The 20,246-nt window shown below is 52.3% G+C and carries 22 protein-coding genes; 8 read left to right on the top strand and 14 right to left on the bottom strand.

Going from position 1 to position 20,246, the window contains the following annotated elements; genetic code table 11:
* Positions 1-8: 8 nt before the first annotated feature.
* Both GKC03_00375 and ndhC read right to left on the bottom strand, forming a co-directional pair.
* Positions 9-521, bottom strand: a complete 513-nt coding sequence (locus GKC03_00375) for an NADH-quinone oxidoreductase subunit B (GenBank protein NYT10989.1) — start codon at positions 519-521, stop codon at positions 9-11.
* 41 nt (positions 522-562) lie between these two features.
* Positions 563-922 carry an NAD(P)H-quinone oxidoreductase subunit 3 gene (ndhC, locus tag GKC03_00370; protein ID NYT10988.1) on the bottom strand — a complete coding sequence of 120 codons (360 nt, stop codon included), beginning with the start codon at positions 920-922 and terminating at the stop codon, positions 563-565.
* 428 nt (positions 923-1,350) lie between these two features.
* On the opposite strand from ndhC, the gene GKC03_00365 reads away from it, so the two are divergent.
* Positions 1,351-1,860, top strand: coding sequence for a type 1 glutamine amidotransferase (locus GKC03_00365; protein NYT10987.1), 510 nt, complete (start codon positions 1,351-1,353; stop codon positions 1,858-1,860).
* A gap of 110 nt (positions 1,861-1,970) precedes the next feature.
* The gene (gene proC / locus GKC03_00360; GenBank protein ID NYT10986.1) at positions 1,971-2,783 is read left to right on the top strand and encodes a pyrroline-5-carboxylate reductase; all 813 of its coding nucleotides are present in this window, start codon (positions 1,971-1,973) and stop codon (positions 2,781-2,783) included.
* Positions 2,784-2,870: 87 nt separating this feature from the next.
* Here proC and GKC03_00355 read toward each other — a convergent pair whose 3' ends face one another.
* From GKC03_00355 to folD, 9 genes are all read right to left on the bottom strand, one after another.
* Positions 2,871-4,595: a TIGR04190 family B12-binding domain/radical SAM domain protein gene (locus GKC03_00355; GenBank protein NYT10985.1), complete on the bottom strand. Its 1,725-nt coding sequence runs from the start codon at positions 4,593-4,595 to the stop codon at positions 2,871-2,873.
* Positions 4,596-4,634: 39 nt separating this feature from the next.
* A complete protein-coding gene (uppS, locus tag GKC03_00350) occupies positions 4,635-5,423 on the bottom strand; it encodes a di-trans,poly-cis-decaprenylcistransferase (GenBank protein ID NYT10984.1) in 789 nt (262 codons plus the stop codon).
* Between the two features lie 241 nt (positions 5,424-5,664).
* Positions 5,665-6,621: a DUF1743 domain-containing protein gene (locus GKC03_00345; protein ID NYT10983.1), complete on the bottom strand. Its 957-nt coding sequence runs from the start codon at positions 6,619-6,621 to the stop codon at positions 5,665-5,667.
* Positions 6,622-6,685: 64 nt separating this feature from the next.
* Positions 6,686-7,528 (bottom strand): DUF2797 domain-containing protein, encoded by an 843-nt coding sequence (locus tag GKC03_00340; GenBank protein ID NYT10982.1) that lies wholly within the window; start codon positions 7,526-7,528, stop codon positions 6,686-6,688.
* Positions 7,529-7,588: 60 nt separating this feature from the next.
* The gene (locus tag GKC03_00335; protein NYT10981.1) at positions 7,589-8,167 is read right to left on the bottom strand and encodes an RNA 2'-phosphotransferase; all 579 of its coding nucleotides are present in this window, start codon (positions 8,165-8,167) and stop codon (positions 7,589-7,591) included.
* Between the two features lie 262 nt (positions 8,168-8,429).
* Positions 8,430-8,816 carry a DUF134 domain-containing protein gene (locus GKC03_00330; GenBank protein NYT10980.1) on the bottom strand — a complete coding sequence of 129 codons (387 nt, stop codon included), beginning with the start codon at positions 8,814-8,816 and terminating at the stop codon, positions 8,430-8,432.
* Positions 8,817-8,877: 61 nt separating this feature from the next.
* Complete coding sequence (locus GKC03_00325; protein NYT10979.1) at positions 8,878-9,351, bottom strand: hypothetical protein; 474 nt, start codon at positions 9,349-9,351, stop codon at positions 8,878-8,880.
* On the bottom strand, positions 9,352-10,305 hold the full coding sequence (locus GKC03_00320) for a formate/nitrite transporter family protein (GenBank protein NYT10978.1): 954 nt from the start codon (positions 10,303-10,305) through the stop codon (positions 9,352-9,354).
* A 51-nt stretch (positions 10,306-10,356) separates the two neighbouring features.
* Positions 10,357-11,241 carry a bifunctional methylenetetrahydrofolate dehydrogenase/methenyltetrahydrofolate cyclohydrolase FolD gene (gene folD, locus GKC03_00315; GenBank protein ID NYT10977.1) on the bottom strand — a complete coding sequence of 295 codons (885 nt, stop codon included), beginning with the start codon at positions 11,239-11,241 and terminating at the stop codon, positions 10,357-10,359.
* A gap of 325 nt (positions 11,242-11,566) precedes the next feature.
* Between folD and GKC03_00310 the strand changes: the two genes are divergently transcribed.
* Complete coding sequence (locus GKC03_00310; GenBank protein NYT10976.1) at positions 11,567-13,324, top strand: formate--tetrahydrofolate ligase; 1,758 nt, start codon at positions 11,567-11,569, stop codon at positions 13,322-13,324.
* A 25-nt stretch (positions 13,325-13,349) separates the two neighbouring features.
* On the opposite strand, the gene GKC03_00305 is transcribed toward GKC03_00310, so the two are convergent.
* Both GKC03_00305 and GKC03_00300 read right to left on the bottom strand, forming a co-directional pair.
* Complete coding sequence (locus tag GKC03_00305) at positions 13,350-14,015, bottom strand: DUF3786 domain-containing protein (GenBank protein ID NYT10975.1); 666 nt, start codon at positions 14,013-14,015, stop codon at positions 13,350-13,352.
* A gap of 1 nt (position 14,016) precedes the next feature.
* Positions 14,017-14,853, bottom strand: a complete 837-nt coding sequence (locus GKC03_00300; protein ID NYT10974.1) for a polysaccharide deacetylase family protein — start codon at positions 14,851-14,853, stop codon at positions 14,017-14,019.
* Positions 14,854-14,944: 91 nt separating this feature from the next.
* Between GKC03_00300 and GKC03_00295 the strand changes: the two genes are divergently transcribed.
* The 5 genes from GKC03_00295 to GKC03_00275 are packed head-to-tail and all read left to right on the top strand — an operon-like array spanning position 14,945 to position 20,036.
* Entirely contained in the window at positions 14,945-16,309 is a 1,365-nt protein-coding gene (locus tag GKC03_00295; protein ID NYT10973.1) for a CoB--CoM heterodisulfide reductase iron-sulfur subunit A family protein, read from the top strand.
* A complete protein-coding gene (locus GKC03_00290; protein NYT10972.1) occupies positions 16,306-18,012 on the top strand; it encodes a CoB--CoM heterodisulfide reductase iron-sulfur subunit A family protein in 1,707 nt (568 codons plus the stop codon). Before GKC03_00295 ends, GKC03_00290 begins: the two co-directional genes overlap by 4 nt.
* Positions 18,009-18,431 (top strand): hydrogenase iron-sulfur subunit, encoded by a 423-nt coding sequence (locus GKC03_00285; GenBank protein ID NYT10971.1) that lies wholly within the window; start codon positions 18,009-18,011, stop codon positions 18,429-18,431. Before GKC03_00290 ends, GKC03_00285 begins: the two co-directional genes overlap by 4 nt.
* Positions 18,418-19,122, top strand: a complete 705-nt coding sequence (locus tag GKC03_00280; protein NYT10970.1) for a hypothetical protein — start codon at positions 18,418-18,420, stop codon at positions 19,120-19,122. Before GKC03_00285 ends, GKC03_00280 begins: the two co-directional genes overlap by 14 nt.
* Positions 19,119-20,036 (top strand): methylenetetrahydrofolate reductase, encoded by a 918-nt coding sequence (locus tag GKC03_00275; GenBank protein NYT10969.1) that lies wholly within the window; start codon positions 19,119-19,121, stop codon positions 20,034-20,036. The genes GKC03_00280 and GKC03_00275 overlap by 4 nt, the downstream gene beginning before the upstream one ends.
* A gap of 11 nt (positions 20,037-20,047) precedes the next feature.
* Here the strand turns inward: GKC03_00275 and GKC03_00270 are convergent, their stop codons facing one another.
* On the bottom strand, positions 20,048-20,245 hold the full coding sequence (locus GKC03_00270; protein NYT10968.1) for a hypothetical protein: 198 nt from the start codon (positions 20,243-20,245) through the stop codon (positions 20,048-20,050).
* Position 20,246: the final 1 nt, after the last annotated feature.

Here is a 20,246-nt window from a genome sequence, read left to right as displayed (position 1 = left end):
TGATCACCTCAGTCCTCTAGGAACGGCCCTTTTGCCTCTGCCTTAATCTTCTGCTGCAATTTGAGGAAACCGTCGATGAGCGCTTCAGGTCTCGGGGGGCATCCAGGTATGTAGATATCCACAGGGAGGAAGGTATCCGCTCCCTGAACCACATTGTAGCAATCGTACCATGGTCCACCAGAGATCGAGCACTCACCCATGGCAATTACCCACTTGGGGGCTGGCATCTGCTCGTATAGCCTGCGGAGTGCCGGTCTCACTTTCTTCGATATCCATCCATTAAGCAGGAGCACATCGCACTGTCTTGGCGAGGACCTGTATATGATACCGAGACGTTCCGCGTCCCATCTTGGACCTGATGATGCAGCCATCTCCAATGCGCAGCATGCGAGGCCAAAGTGAAGTGGGTACATAGAATTCCTCTGGGACCAGTTCCAGAATGGAAGCATGAGCTTGTCCAGAGCCTTCTTTGCCTGAGTGGCCCTCAGTATGTCATCTATGACATTGTTGGACCAGTCCATGAAGTCCTTGGAATTCATTGCAACAGCGTTCGGGTTGTCGTTCATATCCAAATCACCTTCTCTTTCTTCAGTGCATAGCCAACACCCACGAGAAGGATCGCAAGGAAGATGGCCATATAGATCTTCGCCAGGTCGGGCAGCCCGGAGAACACAAGAGCCCAGATCATCAAGAATACGATCACGACATCGAAAATAACGAAGATGATAGCGAAGATGTAGAATTGGACATGAAACTGGATCTGCGCCTCTCCGATGGGCACTTCTCCGCACTCATACGTGGTGCTCCTCATGGCTCCCTTTTTCGTAGGCCTGAAGAACCTTGATGCCCAAAAACTGAGTGCTGGGAAGACCACCGCAATGAGGGCAAAAATCGCCAATGGGAGATATTCCTCTACGAGCATCGAAGGGGCAATAAAGTCTCTTTATTTAAACCTTCTAGGTGTTTGTTCAGGTTAATCTTAGAGTTATTTCGTCGGAAAAAGGTCATTATTATTGGGAGTTATGACCCATTCTATTGCCCAAGACATCCTTTTCTGGATATGATACGCTCCACGCTTCCTCTTATCTGAAGAATGATGGCGTATCTTTCCTCGTCACCTTTGGAGGTTCTCTTCCTCTCCGAAGCCAAGAATTGGAGCAAATCCATGGATTAAGGACGTTTACCTCTATTGTCCCATTATTTAATTACGCTATTCGTGAGATTCTTTCGTTTTTAATAGGCCATTCTTGTACGATCAATGAAGATCGTTTTGGATCAGGATCGAGTTCGGGCTTCACTTTGGACCAAAGCATATATCCCTTTTCCAACAATATTAGGCGGGGTGACCGTATGGCCAAGGATATTGCTATACTTGCGGAGGACGACTACGAGGATTTAGAACTCTGGTACCCGCTTCTTCGCCTCAGGGAAGAAGGCTTCAATGTGACAGTCATTGGAGTCGATTGTGATGTGTACTACAGCAAGCACGGGTACGAAGTCGTGGCGGACGCCGCCATCGACGAGGTGGACCCCAATAAGTACGATGGAGTGATAGTTCCTGGGGGATGGGCACCAGATAGGCTTCGAAGATACCCAGCTGTAAATGACTTCGTTAGGAAGTTATTCGACAATGGCAAGCTTGTGGCCTCAATATGCCACGGAGGATCAGTTCTCATCTCAGCTGGAATACTCAAAGGAAAGAGAGCTACCGCGGTTATGGCCATAAAGGATGACATGATCAATGCCGGAGCTAGGTTCATCGATACCGAGGTCATTTGTGACGGAAACATAATTACTTCCAGAACACCTGCGGACCTCCCAGCCTTCATGCGTGAGATCATCAAGGCTCTCAAGAAGTGACTGACTGCCCGCAAGTTCAAAGTACTGGATGGTACGGAGTAGCTCACAGGTATTAAATACGTCATCTGTTGTAGCGTTGTCGCTATCCTCCTTGGATAGGGGTGTATGAGATGGAAAAGAGGATTGGCTTCATCGGGGCCGGCAACATGTCGGAGGCGCTCATGAAGGGCATCATTGACAGTGGCCTAGTGGAACCCGGGGAGATCATTGCCGGAGAGATCATTCCGGAGCGCAGGGATTACATCACGCAGACCATTGGTGTGGAGACCACAGCAGACAATATCCTGGTGGCAAGGTCCGCCGACCTCATAGTCCTGGGGGTGAAACCTCAGTATCTCCCGCAGGTCCTTGCGGGATTGAGGCCGCACCTTAATGAGAATCATCTAGTCATATCCATAGCCGCGGGCATCAGGATCGATTTCATAGAGTCCTGTCTGAAGCCAGGAGTTAGAGTAATCAGAGTCATGCCCAACCAACCCCTGATGGTAGGAGCTACGGCTGCAGGCTACGCTTTGGGCACCCATGCCACAAAGGAAGATGCTGGGACCGTTCAGGAGATACTTGACTCCAACGGAATCGCATATGGCCTACCAGAACACCTGCTGGATGCGGTAACAGGTCTTAGCGGAAGTGGTCCTGCCTTCGTATATGTCATCATAGAAGCGTTAGCAGACGGTGGGGTGTTGGCAGGTTTGCCTCGCGATGTAGCGATCAGCCTTGCTGCCCAGACCGTTCTTGGAGCAGCGAAATCCGTTCTTGATACCAAGAAGCATCCTGGAGCGCTCAAGGACATGGTTGCCTCTCCAGCGGGCACGACCATCGAGGGCCTTCAGATCATTGAGAGCGCGGGAGTTCGAGGAGCCCTCATGGAAGCTGTTGACGCAGCTGCGAGGCGGTCAAAAGAGCTTGGCGAGAAAGGCTGATAACAGACTTTACCCGCTCAACCCTTCCTTTCTATATTTCTGATCTTTTCAACTTACAATATTTTGCCACTTACCTTTCAGCCAAATTCAGGCACGGCGGCGCTTGGGACGAATCAATCCAAGAAAAACCCTTGGGGCATTCATGAAGGCTCCCCTCGTCCTCCATTCAAGCTCTCTTTTCTGGCAAATAGTGGACTCCATGAGGGCATAGCCCTCTTCCCTGAGCTGAGACAGTCTGCTCTCCCTTTCATCCCCGTCTTTGATCTCGAGAACGAGGTCAAGTCTCTCCATGAGGTCCCTGGCATTTGATGTCCTCTCAGCCCTTCCCTCAAATTCATCGCGGTTTATCTGACCACAATCGAACCTGATCTGGTTGAGGAGATCTGCAGCGTCATAGGATGTCTCCGCAATTTGATCCCTTGACATCCAGATGGTCTCGTATGATAGGACCCTCTTCCACGATGGGTCGGTGAGAAGGACCCGATGTTCCTCTAGCGTCCTGGCAAGCACTCGATATCCATACTTGTCTGGGTTCTCAAATGCGAGGCTCCCTGGGTCAAGGAAGGGGGCCAGTGGGGCCGTGTAAGGAACAAGCCTTCTGTCGTTGCCCACGATTGAGAAGAGATGCCTGCAATACTCGGATGATGCCATCGCATTGTCTGGATCCTGACCAGGCAAACCGATCATGAAGAAGAGATCAAAGCGCTCGCATCCGTTCTCCAAAGCCTTCATGATCGTGACTTCCATGGCCTGATTGGAGTAGTTCCTTCCCAGCATCTTCCTCACATTCTCGTCATGTGAGTCAGGAGAGATCTCAAGGGAGTAGCCTTCCAATGAGCTATCCATCTTGCGAAACAGCTCCTCTCCCGCGGGACGGAATAGCTCGAAAGCAATGTGGTTCGTCACCCCGATTCGCTTTGCTTCCTCTAGGAGCCTCTCAGCCCATTTGTCCCCAGCCATCCTAATGTCTCCAACGATGAATGTGGGGGCCTTCAGGTAACACTGAATGTTGTAGAGGTCCTCGGCCACCTTCTCTGGGCTCCTGAAAGCGGGTCTGTCCCTTCCCAGGAATCTCTGCATGGCGTAGCAGGAGCCTCCGCACTCCACGCAGTTGAGAGAGCATCCCTTCACGGGGATGATCACCGTCAATGGGTTCTGATCCCAATTCTTCCAGGGTTTGAATCCCTCCATGTCACGGTATCGAATGACAGATTTAATCATCCAGCCATAATCAATATCCATGTAGTCCAAGTCCTCCGGAACAAAGGACATGGGATTATGCTTGCTTCGACCATCATCTTTCCAAGAGAGATTGGGAACCCTCTCCAATGGATCTCCTTTATCCAACGAGTTCATGAGGTCGCAGATTGGGATCTCTGTGGAGTCCCCCCTCAGGATGAAATCCACTTGGGGATATTGAATAAGTTCTTCGTAATAATAAGTGGAGGAGAAGCCTCCCATCACCACTTTGGAGTTCGGGTGGAGGTTCTTTACAAGCTTTGCTATCTCCAAAGAACCGTGAGCATGAGGTAGCCAGTGGAGATCAATACCAAAAGCCTCGGAATCCATTTTCTTGAGGAACCGCTCGACATCGAAGTTGCGATCGTTGAGCATCATGCTAGCCAGGTTCGCGATCCTGACCTTGTACCCCTCCTTATGAAGATGGTTGGCCATGGTCGTAAATCCAAATGGGTACATCTCGAAAATGGGGGTTGAGGGTACCACATCGCTCACAGGCCCATAGAATATTGATCGTTTCCTGAAATCGTAAACCGCTGGAGGATGAAGCAGGACCAGGTCATACTTGGACATCGTTCACACCCACTCAATAATCAAGCTCGCATTCCGGGGTCACTTCCCAAACCTGCGTCGCCTCATCTGATAGGACCTTATGGCCCTGAGGAAATCGATCTTTCGAAAACCCGGCCAGTAGACATCAGTGAAGTACAGCTCGGAGTACGCCAGCTGCCAGAGAAGGAAGTTCGATACCCTCTCCTCGCCGGATGTCCTGAGAACTAGATCGGGGTCCGGAAAGTCGGCGGTGTAGAGGAATCTTGAGAATTCCTGTTCATTAATGTCCTCTACAGCAAGGCGACCATCTTTGACCTCCTGGGCTACCTGCTTTATGGCCTGGACGATCTCCTCCCTGCTCCCGTAGGCCACAGCGATATTGTAGAAGTACCTATCGTAGCCGATTGTCCTTTCCTCAGCGTACTTGATGGCCTGGTTCACCCTATCAGGTAGCATGTCTCTTTGACCCAGAACACTGACCTTGATCTTGTGTTTGTGTATCCTCTCATCATCACCCAGTTTCAGGAAATTCTCCTCGAACAGGTCCATTAGGTATCTGACCTCCTCCTCATCCCGGGTTATGTTCTCGGTTGAGAAGGCATATACCGTGAGCACCTTGATGCCAAGTTCAAGGCACCATTCCATCAGCTCCTCTAGCTTGTCCTTCCCCTTCTCATGTCCCTCATTCTGGGCAAGACCGAATTCTCTGGCGAATCGGCGATTGCCATCCATGATGATGGCGACATGCCTTGGGATCTGGTTCTCAAGAACCTCTTTAAGGATCCTCTTCTCGTAGGTCTGATATGCGGTATTCGCTATGACCTGGGTGATTTCGCTTCTAATAATCATGCCCTCCCAAGGTCAGGTTATTGGCACCAACTCCTAAATCGCTTAAATACTTTTAGATACAAGCATCAGAAAGCCAGTTGTTGGAATCAAAGGAATTGAGCTGGCGTCTGATCCGTTTGGGAGTTCATTTTTTCCATTGGTTCACTTTCTTCTCAACTCCCCTGAGTTATTTCCTCCTCAACCTTCTGAAGTATGAGTCGAAATCCTCACCATGCGGATCGGGCTCAAATGAATGGCCAAATCAAAGGGAGTCGAAATCCTCTATCAACGCCGCGGACTTGAGTCCCATGTCAAAGCAGCCTATACCCGCCACCGCGCCTATCATCCCGATACCTCCGGTTATCTCCACGAGCTGAACGCCGTTACGGGCTGCTACGTCCATGGCTTCCTGCTTGGTGAGTATCTTTCTCTTGGCGTCGAGCCCGTAAGATTCCAATTCCTCAGGGATCTTGAGACCCTTGAATATAGCCAAGGTCGTGTCATCAGAGTAGGTGTTCTCCCGGACATAGTCTGTGATCCAATCGATCAACATTTCCACATCCTTCTCCTCCACGGCGAAGGAGATGCCGACCGAGACGCAGTTTGTCGTCTTGTTCGGTACTTTTGGGTTCAGCTGAATTATTTTATGCTCCAGGAACCTACCTATCGGGCAGGATCGACCAGCCTTGAGCATCATTGCCCAGGTAGCGCCTTTCTCCTTGGTATCAGTGTCATCCACCGAGAATACAACTCTCACCATCTTCCTGGTGATAATGGTCACCTCCACCCTGTGGGCTCCGCCGATCTTGAGATCATCCGGATACTCAGTTCTCACCGTTCCAGGGCCCTGAGGGATGCATGCGCCCACTCCTATCGATGCTCCTGCAAGGCCAACCCAGGTGGTTCTGACCTCATCTCCGTCCACTATGAGTGATTTGAGTCCCTGACCTCCAGTTTCGGTTGAGGCCGGTCCGAAGTTGACCTCTTTCTCCCCGATAACTGCGTCCATGATGAGGGTCGAACCGTCCACCTTCACATTCGTGATGACCCCGCCAGCTCTCTTTCTGTTGACAGCATCCCACTCTACGGGTCCTCGGGCTATGCACTCATCTATGACCTGCGCCAGGCCGTTCCTCTCATCAACCAGGGTGTAAAACCCCTTGCAGAACAGCTTACCAAAACGCTCCTCCACCTGGTCGGGGGTCATTATAACCGTCATTTGATCACCAGTTTACCGGTGTATAGTGGAAATAGGAAATAGCTTTTTGGAATGACCTCTGGACTTAATCTAAAGTTCTTAATCTTCTGGCCACACAGTCTGAGAGGTTGAGCGCTTTGGTGGATCCATTCGATTCCCTGTAGATCGCGAACTTCCCCTTGAGACCAAGAAGTTCCCCCTTGTGAGATCCTTCCGTTGAGGCGAGGATTGGAGCGTTGTCCAACCCTCCAATTGGATAGTCATCCAGGAATGAGATCTCCTCCCTCAGTGGCTGGCAGAAATTGCCAGCCTTTTCCAAGATCTCCCGATACTTGCGGATGACATGAGCCTTATCAGCTGGAATGGCAATAGCCTTCAAGGCCGATCTTTGGGGTACTCTCTGAGTAAGCCCCAGCCTCTTGGCCAGTTCGTTCTCCATATTCCTGGCGTCGAGTCTGCTTTCGCATTCCACCAAAGGCACGATGGCATCGGCCCCCTGTTCTATTCCCCTGATCTCCAGGCGCATACCTCCTGTCATACCCACCTTTATCGACGTTCCTATAAAAGCGGCGTAGACCACATGTCCCCTGCTGCAGAAGTCGCAGTCGCAGCGCTCACCTCTACACCGTGGCTCGAAAACACATTCCTGAATGGGTATCCACGATGAGGCACATTTCCGGCACTGGCTGAAGTTCTTGACCTCGGCTTTCTGAGGGCATGGATGATATGTGCCCCCTTCGAAGCGTCCAACACAGGTCTTCTTCTTCGAAAGGATCAGATCCAAGGAGTCCAGCTTCATTTCCAGAATCCTATCGGATCCTGGCTCGTACAGACTCACCACTGGTTCAAAACCTCTCCACGCGTATCCGATTATATGGATTCCCTGATCGTCCCATTCATCAAGGAGCCTGTCTGCCCTTACGAACATCTGTGAGAACTCATCCTATGTTTTAAAGTACCTATCGCCCGGATGATCGAAATTGATCCCTCAGATGATCTCTTCCTCTTCCGGTTCCTCTGCCTTCCTCAGGTACTCGGCGGGTATCTCCTTGGCAAGGTAGACGGTCCTTCCAGCTCTTCCCACAGTGTAACCATCAGCCATTGCGCTTTCCACGTCGATTGTCAATATTATGGGTTCATCTGTTCTCACTCGGCCGGCGTTCATCGCGTCCCCATAGGTCTTGGAAAGATGGACCATCTTCCTGTCTGAGGGCTTGAGACCTGTCTCCAGAATGATATCCGCCTCTTCTGGCGTGGTAGGATAGTAAAGCTCCTCTGGGATGTTGTCCGTGGGAAGCCTCAGATCCAGCTCGATCGAGTGCCCATAGGTTGCCCGTATGGATTCGTTGCTAACTTGGTATCTTCCCTTGGGGTCGGTCTCGATCACCGCTATGATGTGGTGCGGTCTGACCCAATGGAATCTCCTCTGATGCCTCTGCAGCGCTCGAACGAAGTCTCTCAGATTGACGAAGCCCTGGTCATCCATCTCTAGACCGAAGTTCTCAGGGAAGTGTCTGAGGGCTCCGGCCATAGTCCTCCCTATCCTTTCCAGCTCATCTTCGTTCATGAGGAACTTGCCTTTGTCTCCACAGATTGGGCAGGTGTCGCCTCTGAAGTAGCCATGGGTATTGCATTCGCGGAGCATTGCTAACAGGTGAACTATGCAATCACCATAAATGCTTTTCTGAACGAATCAGGAGTTGAGTAATGTCTCCCAGGATTTTGAAAATCGTTCGATCGATCCAATGATCAAGTCAATCCATGAAGAAAGATATGAGGATGAAAGAGTCGCCTATCACTGTATCACTTTGGTATATAAGGGCGATAACTCACCTCTGCTCTGGAAATCTCTGCTCTGCTGGAGGTCCTCTTACTCTTCCCGGCATCCTCATTCGCTCTGGCCCTGAGGCTTGATTTCCTCGGACCATGTAAGTTCCACCCTCGACCTGGATAATCATTCCCGTGACCAAGGCCTCAGTCACTTTACCTCTAGCCCGCTTCAAATCAAGCCACAGCGACTTGCGTGAGATGCCCATAGTGACCGCCGCTTGCTCCTGGTCCATGCCCTCTAGGTCCACCAATCGAAGAGCCTCAAGCTCCTCGAACTTGAGCTGAACGCTTCCTCTTGGTGGCTGATCTAGGGGCCCGAAGGCTCTCACTATAGGTATATGGGATATCCAGCGGGCTCCTCTCCTTCGTCCCCTTTGGTATTGCATATTGTCGCAATAGGAATTAAATATATATAAGGTGTGGCGCTGGAACCCACTTTAAGGGCACTCAGCTCTTTTCAATTGAGAGAACTGAGATGGTGAGTTCTCCCTTGCCTACAAGACCCTGATTGATCACTCCCAGGACCTCCACCTTGTCACCTTTCCTCAGACTCGCCTTTGGCATGAACATGGCGGTTGCCTCGATATCCCTCTCGCCATCCGAGATCGTGTACCTTGGCTTCGCGAGCCAGAGCCTTCCTATGCCACTGACGGTTCCCTTTATCCGTACCACTTTCCCACTGAATGTCTGACCAATGGATGAGATTGGTATATCAACAGCAGAGGGTCCATATTCCTCAGCCGCCTTGCGAAAGGTCGAGCGGTTCAGGGCCGACATGCCGAAGGGAAGAGCGATCAGGATGGCCAGCATCCCACCTGCCATGAGGACGAAGGCCAGATCTCCTCCCAATGCGAAAATAAGGATGATAAGGGCGATCCAGAAGATCGCCGTGAATATCGCAAGGTAGGAGACTTGAGCCATTCAGATGCTCCCGTTGGCAGGTGGACCTCCCGGTAAATCGTCCGGGCAAGTTGTCGGCAGTTCCCCTTTGAACGAGTAGAAGTAGATCACGCCTACAAAGATCAGTCCCCCTATGATGTTCCCTATTGTAACTGGTATCAGATTCCACACCAGGAAATCGCTCATCGTGATGCCTCCGTAATAGGCCAGCAGGGAACCTGCAGGTGGAACGTACTCTGGATGAAGGCCCAGTGCCATCATGCCAGTTGGTATGAAGTACATGTTGGCGACGCAGTGTTCGAATCCGCTGGCGACGAATGCGAATATGGGAAACCATATGCCAAAGAACTTTCCGATCATGTTCTTGGCGGAGAAGGCCAGCAATATGGCCACGTTCACTAGCAGATTACAGGCTATGGCCGCGAAGAGCACGGAGGACATCCCCATGATGCCACCTGCAGCCTTGTAGGTGAGCGTCTTTGCTGCCGCAATGTTCACCGCATTCACGCCGAAGGCGTTCAGAACGAAGCCGCTGTCGGAAACCGCAGCCCCGCTCACCTCGGGCAGTGTTCCGGTTTGTAGGGGACCCACGACCATTATAAGGGCCCAGAACAAGGATCCTACGAAGTTGCCCACGTATACGATTCCCCAGATGTAGCCAACCTTCTTCCAGCTCACTTTCTTCATCATGGCCGCCATGGGCACCAGCATGGCGTCACCCGTGAACAATTCCATTCCAGTGAGGACGATGGCGATAAGCCCTACGGGGAAGACAGCACCGGCGATGACCTTTGCCATGCCCGGGCCAAGGTAATCCGCAACCCCTGTAGAGCAAATCGTGGCCAAAGCTCCGCCCACTGCTATGTATAGGCCAGCCATGAAACCTCTGAGGAGCAAGTTACCTGGACCTAGCTTCGACTTGTACACTCCGGCCTTACCAGCAAGGTCTACTATATCACATGGTTTATTGGTTATAGTTACCACTCCTTAATCACTCACGAGAGCTCTTCCTGAATCCCTTCAATATCAGGCTGATAGAGTGTTCTCCGCTGAGATGATGGTGTTCATCATCAGCATCACGATGGTCATTGGACCGACACCCCCTGGAACAGGAGTGATGGCAGAAGCCTTCGCTGCCACGGGCTCGAAGTCCACGTCACCCACAAGTCGATAACCCCTCTTTGCCTCAGGGTCATCGACACGGTTCACGCCGACATCGATGACGACTGCGCCTTCCTTGACCATATTCTCCTTTATGAACTTTGGAACTCCCATGGCCGCAATCAGGATATCAGCCTGCCTGCACATGGCTGGCAGGTCCTTGGTCCGGGAGTGGCATACAGTGATGGTAGCGTTGGCTCCCTTCTTCTTCTGCATGAGAATGGCTGCAACCGGCTTGCCAACTATGTTGCTTCTTCCCACGATGACCACATGTTTTCCCTCAGGATCATTCCCGCTTCGCGTAAGAAGTTCCTGCACACCATGGGGCGTGCATGGAAGGAAGCCTGGCTCGCCTATGAGCATCTTTCCAACATTCACCGGATGGAAACCGTCCACATCCTTCTCAGGTTTGATCCTCAAAAGAACCTTGTTCTCGTCGATATGCTTTGGAAGGGGAAGCTGCACTAGGATTCCATGTACCCTTGGGTCCTCGTTCAACTCGTCAATGAGCTTTAGAAGTTCATCCTCGGGCAGATCCTCCGGGAACCGCTTGGTGTCTGAGTACAGGCCCAACTCCTCACAGGCCTTTCCCTTCATCCTCACATAGACCTGGGAAGCTGGATCCTCACCTACCAGGATCACGACTAGTCCCGGGGTGACTCCTTTTTCCTTGAGAGAGGCTATTCGCCCCTTGAGTTCCTCTTTGATCTCACTGGAAACATCCTTTCCACTGATGATTTCCGCAACCATCAATTCACCAGATTGCCAATAATTAACACGCCTTTATTAACCCTTTGCCGATATCGGTGTATTCTCACCCATTTAAAGCGGAAATCGATAGGGTTCGTAACTAAGAATAATGACTTCGATGCTGTGAGGATGTTTTTCGTTTTTTCCAGCATTCAGAGTGGCATTTGTATTGCATAATGATTTTATAGGTCGGGGTATTCTAAACACCCTCAAGGGACGGACGAAAAGGTTATTCCATTTGAAGATGCGGCCAAAGCCGGTACCAATTCTCTCGGGCCGGTTGGCAGGTCCATTTTCGTCGAGTCCAAACAGGTAAGGGGTTTCAATGAAATCGGATCTCGAGATAGCCCAAGAGGCGGACCTTAGACCAATAATTGAGATTGCTGAGAAGATAGGACTGACCGAGGACGATCTGGAGTACTATGGGAGGTACAAGGCCAAGGTGCCCCTGGAGGTCCTGAAGAAATTCTCTGACAGGCCTCAAGGCAAGTACATTGACGTTACGGCGATCACCCCCACGCCGCTCGGCGAAGGGAAGACCACCACAGCCTGCGGGCTGGTGCAGGCCATGGGCAGCGAACTGGGCAAGAATGTGATCTTATGCATAAGGCAGCCCAGCATGGGTCCAACCTTCAATATCAAAGGAGGCGCCGCTGGAGGAGGATACAGCCAGGTAATATCAATGGAGGACTTCAATCTCCACCTGACCGGCGACATACACGCCATTACCGTGGCTCATAATCTTGTTGCAGCTGCAATCGACACCCGACTCTTTCATGAGAGCCGGCAGACCGATGAGCAGCTCAAGAAGAGGGGATTGGACCGCATAGACATCGATGTCGACACCATCACTTGGAACAGGGTGGTCGATGTCTGTGATCGAAGCCTAAGGGAGATCAAGGTCGGCTTCAATGATGACAAGCTCAAGGACGGCTCGCCAAGCCCTGTCTTCCCAAGGAAGACCGGATTCGACATCTCCGTGGCCAGTGAGCTAATGGCCATCCTAGCCCTTACCACTGGCCTTCAGGACATGAGGCAGCGCATCGGCAGGGTGGTCATCGGAATGGACAAGCAGGGCAATCCAGTGAACTTGGAGAGGATCGGTGTTGCCGGAGCGGTGACCGTTCTACTGAGAGATGCAATAAAGCCCAACCTCATGCAGACACTGGAGGGACAGCCAGCCTTCGTTCACGCTGGACCATTCGCAAATATTGCACATGGAAACAGCAGCATCGTTGCCGACCAGATCGCGCTTAAGATGGGTGACTACGTCGTCACCGAGAGCGGGTTCGGTGCTGACATCGGCATGGAGAAGTTCTTTGACATCAAGTGTCGCTACTCTGGACTCATTCCCAACTGCGTGGTTCTGGTTGCGACCGTGAGGGCATTGAAGATGCACGGAGGCGGTCCACAGGTCAAACCAGGAATGCCCCTGGACAAGGCCTATATCGAGGAGGACCTGGATCTCCTGGAGAAGGGACTGGGCAACCTTGGAGTCCACATTCGCAATGCGCTGAAGTTCGGCGTTCCCGTGGTCGTGGCAGTCAACGCCTTCGCGACGGATACCGACGCAGAACTGGAACTGGTCAGGAAATACGCCCAATCACAAGGGGCTGAGGACGCTGTTAAGAGCTCCCATTGGGCCGATGGGGGGAAGGGCGCTAGAGCCCTTGCGGAGAAAGTGGTCGAAGCGTGCGAGAAGCCCTCCAACTTCGAATTCCTGTATCCATTGGATCTGTCCATCAAGGAGAAGATAGAGACCATAGTCACGGAGATCTACGGGGCGGATGGGGTGACTTACGAACCGCTCGCCGAGAAGCAGATTTCCGCCTACGAGAAGGCAGGGTTCGGGAAACTTCCCATGTGCATGGCCAAGACCCATCTAAGCCTAAGTCATGACCCTGACCTGAAGGGAGTGCCCAAGGGATTCACCGTGCCCATAAGAGAGGTGCGGGCCAGTGTGGGAGCGGGATTCATCTATCCCTTGCTGGGCAAGATGAGCACAATGCCTGGACTAGCTACAAAGCCCGCCTTCATGAACATCGACATCGATGAGAATGGCAACATAACGGGGCTCTTCTAAACATCTTCCCCACAGGGGCCATCTTTCAACCCCTCCCCTGGACCTCAGGTCTCTCATCAGGAGGGGTCTCACCCCTTTCTATTTGTTTCACTAGTATTGATGCGACCAGATTTCCCACCACTGACAGGTCCTCCATAGGTAGAATGTCCAGAGCGATCGAGTCGAACAGAATGTTGGCGGAGGATGACACCTCCTCATCACCTTCCCAGACCACGATGGCGATCGAGATCTTTGGGAAGGCGCGAACCTCAATGGAGGCATCCCCCATTCTCAGTCTTCTGGCATCCAGGATCACACCGGCCTTCAACAATTCTTGGGGTTCGCTGCCGAATGTCTCGGTTATCCTATCGATTGCCCTTTTCTTGAAGGCTGGGTAGTACAATTCACCTCCGGGGATCTCCCTGAATGTGAGGAACTCCCCGGAAGGCGTCTGTGGTCCACAACTTACCAGATAGTGCAGAATGAGCACGGCGATGAATGGTGGAACCGGTTTCCCCTCCCTGTTTATTCTCCTTTTCTTCAAGTTTACGAGATAATTATTGCCGAGGAAAGGGACGATAATGTCTTCTTTGATAAGAGGTGCATCCGCCATCTCCGAGATCAAGGAAGGATCGCGATGGCATATGTTATCCCACGCTTTTTTCAGAGCTGTCCCGTAACTTATAGGTGTCAGTCCTCTCTTGGCGGTCAAATCAATCCCTCCCCATATGCCGTATCAGGAAATCCTCAATCGAAAGGAACTCCAACTCTAGGTCCAAAGCCCCTTCCAGCACGGATCGGACTGAAACAAGGGCTCTCTTCACCTGCTCGGAGTCCAACTTTCCTCTCAAGAAGGTCTCCACCAGATGCCAGGAGTGGGTTGCCAGGACAAGAAAACCTCCTCCAGCTCTCTCCATCATTCGTATATAGTCGCCCGGAACCCTCTTTTCCTCGTGCATGGCCCAGAGGTATGAGTAGATGCGCTTCCCTTGCACATCCTTGCCGATGGCAAGTGGCACCTCAATCAGTTCGTTAGGTAGAAGCCAAGGCGAGACCGGATGATCCGAGAGATCCTTGGTGAGGGAGGAGTCGTATTCGAATCCGACCTCATGAACCACATCAAGGACATCCTCACCCACATTCAGGTATGGGGCTCTGAACCCAATGGGCTTCCTACCGGTCAGTTGCTCCAAGGTGTCGTTCGCGTTCTCCAAAATGAAATAGATATCATCCTTGGATAGTGGTATTCCCGTATCCTTCCCCGTAAGATCCTCATGCTCGAATCCATGGCAGGCAATCTCGTGTTTGGCCAGCAGATCCCTGATTGATAACTCCTTGGAGATCTCGGATGCCGCCTTCGCCTCAAGGAAGAACGTCCCTCGTACCCCTATCTCGTCCAACAGATCGACAAGGAGTTCAAGACCTCGTGCTGACGACGAGAACCTGGGGGTGTGATCTCCCCCGATCGGTCTCGAGACGCCCCCAAACTTACCTTGTAAGGGTATGTTGGCATCCCGGTCGACATCCACGGTGAAGGCGACATAGGTCATTGAACCATTCATGGACAAAGGACATTAAACCATTAACGGCTTCACTTGAGACAAGAAGTCAAAATATCGGACCTGGATTCTCATAAGCTATTTGTATACTGAGCTGGATATTGAATTTAATACTCCTGAGGTATCCCGCCTGACCGCCTGTCAATCTCTAACCTCTCAGGGAACTCTAAGGCGGCAATGGACGGGAAGAGGGGGGAGACTACTACTGAGACAGGCTCTGGTAATTGGAGCGGGGATTGCGGGCATTTCTGCAGCCCTAAGCCTTGCTGATAGAGGAATATTCGTTAACATCATCGATAGTGAAGGTGCAATTGGTGGAAGGGCTAGAGAACTGGCCTGCAAGGGCGTCGACAAATGCGTCCGATGCGATGTTTGCCTCGTTACTGACAGTCTCTACAATGTCGGCAAATCTCAGAGGATAAGGATTTTTCCAAATTCCACCCTGAAGAATGTCTCGGGCGAACCAGGGCGGTTCAGGGTGACCATCGATAGAAGGCCAAGATATATCGACGAGGCCAAATGCACCGCTTGCGGAGCCTGCATAGGAAGCTGTCCGGTGGATGGCAGTGCGATACGCCCCCCTGACATGGGCGTACCGCTTACCTACATGATAGATCCCACTCGTTGTCTGAGTCTTAACGATCAGGATTGCTCAGCATGCTTCGACGCCTGTTCAAATGGGGCAGTCGACCTCAGTATGAAACCATCGACCAAACGAATGGAAGTGGGCACAATTATTGTTGCAACGGGATTTGAACCGTTCGATCCAATCCTTGAACCCCGCTACAGATATGACGAACTGCCGGGTGTGATCACATCCCTCGATGCGGAGAGGCTTATGAACCTCGAGGGGAAGCTGCCTTCAGCTGATGGTGAGAATCCGAGGACAGTGGCTTTCATCCAGTGCGTTGGTTCCAGGGATCAGAGGTTGGGTGCTGAATACTGCTCCAAGGTCTGCTGCAAGTACAGTAGAGGAATTGCCGCCAATCTCCGGGAGATCGATCCTCAGGCTGAGATCACCTTCTTCATCATGGACTGGCGGCCCTATGAGCTGGTTGAGGACGATATTTTTGCATGGGAGGCCATTGACGAAAAGGTGAGGGTCGTAAGGGCCAGGCCTGCAGAGATCATTTCATCAGATTCTGCCAAGCCCCAGGTGAGGTACGTTTTTCCCTCGGAGAATATGATAGAGGAGGAGTTCGACCTGGTGATACTCTCGATCGGCATAAGGCCTCCATATGGCCTTGACAGAATGGCGGGATTGCTAGGCCTGGACATAACCCCCACGGGTTTCCTTTGGACTTCCAGCGAGAGGCCATCCCTCACCTCAAGGCTAGGTATCTTCGCTTCAGGATGCTGCACTGGACCCAAGGACATCGAGGAAAGCGCTATGGAGGGGACGGCCGCCGCTGGGGAAGCGGCAAGCTTCCTGGAGGGATTGAAATGACCTCCAATTCGAGCCTTGAGCTGGTGACATTGTCTAGCAGCGGGAGATCGGCCAGGACAAGATCGGCTCGCTCCAAGAAGGAGAAGGAGCCCACAGGGAGGATGGGAGTGTTCCTCTGCCACTGCGGAGGATCCATACAAGGAAGGCTGGATATCGAATCGATCGAGAAAAGAACATCCAGCCTTGCATCCGTGGAAAAATGCCAGACGCTGAAATTCTCGTGTTCAAGGGAAGGTCATGAATCGATTTCAAGAACGATCATCGAGGCGGACCTTGACAGGTTCGTCATCGCGGGTTGCAGCCCCAAGGTCGTCGAGGACCACTTCAGGGCGATCGCCATGGGGGCGGGGATAAATCCCTATATGGTGGAGATTGCCAACATCAGGGAGCAATGCTCTTTGGTACATGGATACGATGAGGCCACAGAAAAAGCCGCCAAACTGGTCGAGGCAGCGGTGGCCAAGTGTTCGCTCCTTGTGCCAGCGCCTTACGAGAGGATCAAGGCGCCGAGTAAAGAGATATTGGTGTATGGAAACGGCATGTCCGCGATAGTCGCGACGGACGAATTGATATCTGAGGGTATCAGGATCCATTTCATCTCACCCTTTCCACCAGAGAGGCTCACATTCAATTACCACGGGATCAACCCATTCCGCCTGGAGGATATGAGGAACAAGATCCTTGAAAGCCAACTAGTTAACATTCACCCTCAGGCATCAGTAGAGGCTTTTCAGGGCAGTCCTGGCGAATTCCGTGCCCTAATCAGATCTCCTGAGGGTATGGAGGAGATCTCCTTTGGTGCGGCGATAATTGCGTGGGAGGCCAACGAGGAGCCTCCATCGATCGTCAACGGGTATGTATTGATCACACAGGGGGATCTAGAGACCTTCTTGGACCGAGGTGTCATCCCGGAGAGAACCATAATGATCACCTTGGATGAGGGCAAGAAACCCAGCTCCGGAAGGATAACTCACAAAGAGGCCATCCAGAACGCCTTAAAGATCAAGGAAGCCATGCCAGAAGCGGAGATCACCATCATCGCAAGGGATATCCTTGCCTTTGGATTCTTGGAATTGGATTATATCAAAGCTCAGGCCGCGGGGGTAAGGTTCGTCAGGACAGATGATCAACCACTTGTAGATCCAGATAGACCTGGCAAGGTCACCGTGTACGACATGCATCTTGGTGATAAAATCTCGCTGGAGGCGGATGTGGTAGTCGTCAATACCGTGACCCGGCCATTGGCCACTCCGAGGATAGCCAAGGTGTTCGGTACTCCCGTTGACCAAGAGGGGTTCTTCATCCCCACCCAGGTCAAGCTGAAGCCGGCTGCCAGCATAAGGGAAGGGGTCTTCCTTTGTGGCTCGGGCATCTCCAACAAGCTCCCATCGGAGGTTGTTCTTGAAGCCAGGAGCGCCGCGTCCCGTGCGGTGGCCATGTTGTCCAATTGGATCCAGAGAGGGGGGGAAGTAGCAGATATCGATCCAGAGAAATGCTCAGCCTGCCTTACTTGCGTCAGGAGCTGCCCTTATACGGCCCCGTTCATTGGCGAATCGGGCAAGGCAGAGGTGGATGTTCCCAAGTGCCAAGGATGCGGAATCTGCGTAGCCATTTGCCCCAGCAAGGCCATTCAGCTCTTCTGCTTCACCGATGATCAACTATCCTCCCAGACAAAGGTGCTGGCTGGGGGGGCGATAAGGTGATAGAAGCCAGGATAGTCGGCTTCTGCTGCTCCTACTGTGGCTATGCCTCGGCCGATCTAGCAGGAAGACAAGGGAGAAGCTATTCGCCGCAAGTGATGATCATAAGGTTGCCCTGCTCAGGCAGGATCGACGTCCTGCACATATTGAGAGCATTCAGACAGGGAGCCGACGCGGTTTTCGTGGCAGGATGCCTCGAGGGAAACTGCAACTTCGTGAACGGCAACCACGAGGCTCGCAAGCGGGTGAAGCAGGCAAAGGATATTCTTGATGCTCTTGGTCTTGAAGGACGAAGGGTTGAGATGTTCAACATCGCCTCAAACCAAGGATGGCGATTCCCCCGCATCGTGGAGGAGATGACGGCACGCGTGAATGAACTAGGACCAAACCCTCTGAAAGGTGAGATCAATGATAATCGGTGAACAGAAGACTCTGAAGGAGATAATGGACAACCTATCTGGACATGGCTCAATACTGGTCGCTGGCTGCAGGTCCTGCGTGGCAATCTGTCTGGCAGGAGGGGAGAAAGAAGTCGGCGTGCTGAGCGAGGCGCTCCGCATCCACTCCGATCTCGAGGGGCTGAATTGGACCGTGGGCGAGGTCACCCTGGAGAGACAGTGCGAGAAGGAATGGGTAAGGGAGATAGCACCCCTTGTTGCTGAAGTGGACTGCGTTCTTTCACTCGCCTGCGGTGTGGGCGCTCAGACGGTCCAGGAACTCTTTCCGGATACCAGGGTCGTTCCCGGGCTGAACACATCGAATATGGGAGCTCCAGAGGAACAGGGTCTCTGGAACGAGAAATGCGGCGGTTGTGGTGACTGTGTCCTGCATCTCACGGGCGGGGTGTGCCCCATTGCCAGATGTGCCAAGAGCCTTCTGAATGGACCTTGCGGAGGTTCTCAAGAGGGCCGATGCGAGGTGGATCCCGATACACCCTGTGCCTGGGATCAGATTTATCAGAGCCTGAAGAGGCTGGATCGTTTGAAGCTAATGGAGGATGTCATACCGCCCAAGAGCTGGATACCCAGTCGCAGCGGCGGTCCAAGGCGGATCATGAGGGAGGACGCTCTACTTACGGAAGATGAGAAGCGGGCGAAGGAGGGTCTGGAATGAAGGCGGGAAGCAACATCGAGAGGCTCTTCGACAAAGGGGAGTTCGTGGTGACTGGAGAGATAGGCCCCCCCATGTCCAGCAACCCGTCTTCCATTCAGGAGCACGCCCGACACCTGAAGGGATTCGCCGATGCCTTTAATCTGACTGACAACCAGACCGCAATCGTTCGAATGAGCTCTCTCGCATCATCCGTGATCTGCCTTCAGGAAGGTGTGGAACCCATTATGCAGATGACATGCAGAGATCGCAATAGAATTGCCATGCAATCAGATCTATTGGGCGCTTCGGCACTGGGTGTTCGAAACCTGCTGTGTTTGAGTGGGGATCATCAGACATTCGGGAATCAGGCGGAATCAAAGAACGTTTACGATCTGGACTCAATCCAACAATTGATGATGCTTAGAAGGATGAGGGATGAATCAAAGGTCTGGGGCGATACCGATATCAAAGAGGCTCCAAGGGTGTATCTAGGGGCCGCCGCCAATCCCTTTGCCGATCCTTTCGAATTCCGAGTGACCAGGCTCGCAAAGAAGGTCAAGGCCGGTGCTGACTTCATACAGACTCAAGCCATATTTGATATGGAACGGTTCGAGCGCTATATGAAGGAGGCAAGGTCCAGGGGGCTTCATGAAGAGGTGCACATCATGGCCGGAGTGGTCCCACTGAAATCCCTGGGAGCTGCCCGTTACATGAAGAATAAAGTCTCAGGAATGATCGTCCCTGACCAGCTGATCGATCGGATGAAGGGCGCCGAGGATCCCAAGGAGGAGGGCATAAGTATCTGTGTGGAGCAGATACATCATCTTCTGACCATCGAGGGGGTACACGGCGTACACATCATGCCCGTGGCTTGGGAGAAGAAGCTACCGGAGATTGTGGAAAGGGCGGGACTGCTTCCCAGACCCGTGTTGTAATCCTCGAATGATCATGAATTCAACTCTATGAACCTCTCAATAGACCTGTCGTAGGTTCTCTCCACATCATCCGGAAAGTAGCATCCGGGTAGCTCCCCGCGAGAGCGGTGGTACCTGATGCACTCGCAGCACTTTCCCTTTCTGTCGCAGTAGGGATAGCTGCAGTTGCACTGTCCCATATTTATATCCACATTGGGACACTCAACCATC

It is taken from the genome of Methanomassiliicoccales archaeon (assembly GCA_013415695.1).
Lineage (GTDB): Archaea > Thermoplasmatota > Thermoplasmata > Methanomassiliicoccales > JAAEEP01 > JAAEEP01.
This window is presented reverse-complemented; position numbering and strand designations above follow the sequence as displayed.

What these genes read in the sequence shown, in the direction of transcription:
- GKC03_00375 (NYT10989.1), bottom strand. Translation starts at nt 521, where the DNA reads ATGGACTGGTCCAACAATGTCATAGATGACATACTGAGGGCCACTCAG.
- ndhC (NYT10988.1), bottom strand. Translation starts at nt 922, where the DNA reads ATGCTCGTAGAGGAATATCTCCCATTGGCGATTTTTGCCCTCATTGCG.
- GKC03_00365 (NYT10987.1), top strand. Translation starts at nt 1,351, where the DNA reads ATGGCCAAGGATATTGCTATACTTGCGGAGGACGACTACGAGGATTTA.
- proC (NYT10986.1), top strand. Translation starts at nt 1,971, where the DNA reads ATGGAAAAGAGGATTGGCTTCATCGGGGCCGGCAACATGTCGGAGGCG.
- GKC03_00355 (NYT10985.1), bottom strand. Translation starts at nt 4,595, where the DNA reads ATGTCCAAGTATGACCTGGTCCTGCTTCATCCTCCAGCGGTTTACGAT.
- uppS (NYT10984.1), bottom strand. Translation starts at nt 5,423, where the DNA reads ATGATTATTAGAAGCGAAATCACCCAGGTCATAGCGAATACCGCATAT.
- GKC03_00345 (NYT10983.1), bottom strand. Translation starts at nt 6,621, where the DNA reads ATGACGGTTATAATGACCCCCGACCAGGTGGAGGAGCGTTTTGGTAAG.
- GKC03_00340 (NYT10982.1), bottom strand. Translation starts at nt 7,528, where the DNA reads ATGTTCGTAAGGGCAGACAGGCTCCTTGATGAATGGGACGATCAGGGA.
- GKC03_00335 (NYT10981.1), bottom strand. Translation starts at nt 8,167, where the DNA reads ATGAACGAAGATGAGCTGGAAAGGATAGGGAGGACTATGGCCGGAGCC.
- GKC03_00330 (NYT10980.1), bottom strand. Translation starts at nt 8,816, where the DNA reads ATGCAATACCAAAGGGGACGAAGGAGAGGAGCCCGCTGGATATCCCAT.
- GKC03_00325 (NYT10979.1), bottom strand. Translation starts at nt 9,351, where the DNA reads ATGGCTCAAGTCTCCTACCTTGCGATATTCACGGCGATCTTCTGGATC.
- folD (NYT10977.1), bottom strand. Translation starts at nt 11,241, where the DNA reads ATGGTTGCGGAAATCATCAGTGGAAAGGATGTTTCCAGTGAGATCAAA.
- GKC03_00310 (NYT10976.1), top strand. Translation starts at nt 11,567, where the DNA reads ATGAAATCGGATCTCGAGATAGCCCAAGAGGCGGACCTTAGACCAATA.
- GKC03_00300 (NYT10974.1), bottom strand. Translation starts at nt 14,853, where the DNA reads ATGACCTATGTCGCCTTCACCGTGGATGTCGACCGGGATGCCAACATA.
- GKC03_00290 (NYT10972.1), top strand. Translation starts at nt 16,306, where the DNA reads ATGACCTCCAATTCGAGCCTTGAGCTGGTGACATTGTCTAGCAGCGGG.
- GKC03_00280 (NYT10970.1), top strand. Translation starts at nt 18,418, where the DNA reads ATGATAATCGGTGAACAGAAGACTCTGAAGGAGATAATGGACAACCTA.
- GKC03_00275 (NYT10969.1), top strand. Translation starts at nt 19,119, where the DNA reads ATGAAGGCGGGAAGCAACATCGAGAGGCTCTTCGACAAAGGGGAGTTC.
- GKC03_00270 (NYT10968.1), bottom strand. Translation starts at nt 20,245, where the DNA reads ATGGTTGAGTGTCCCAATGTGGATATAAATATGGGACAGTGCAACTGC.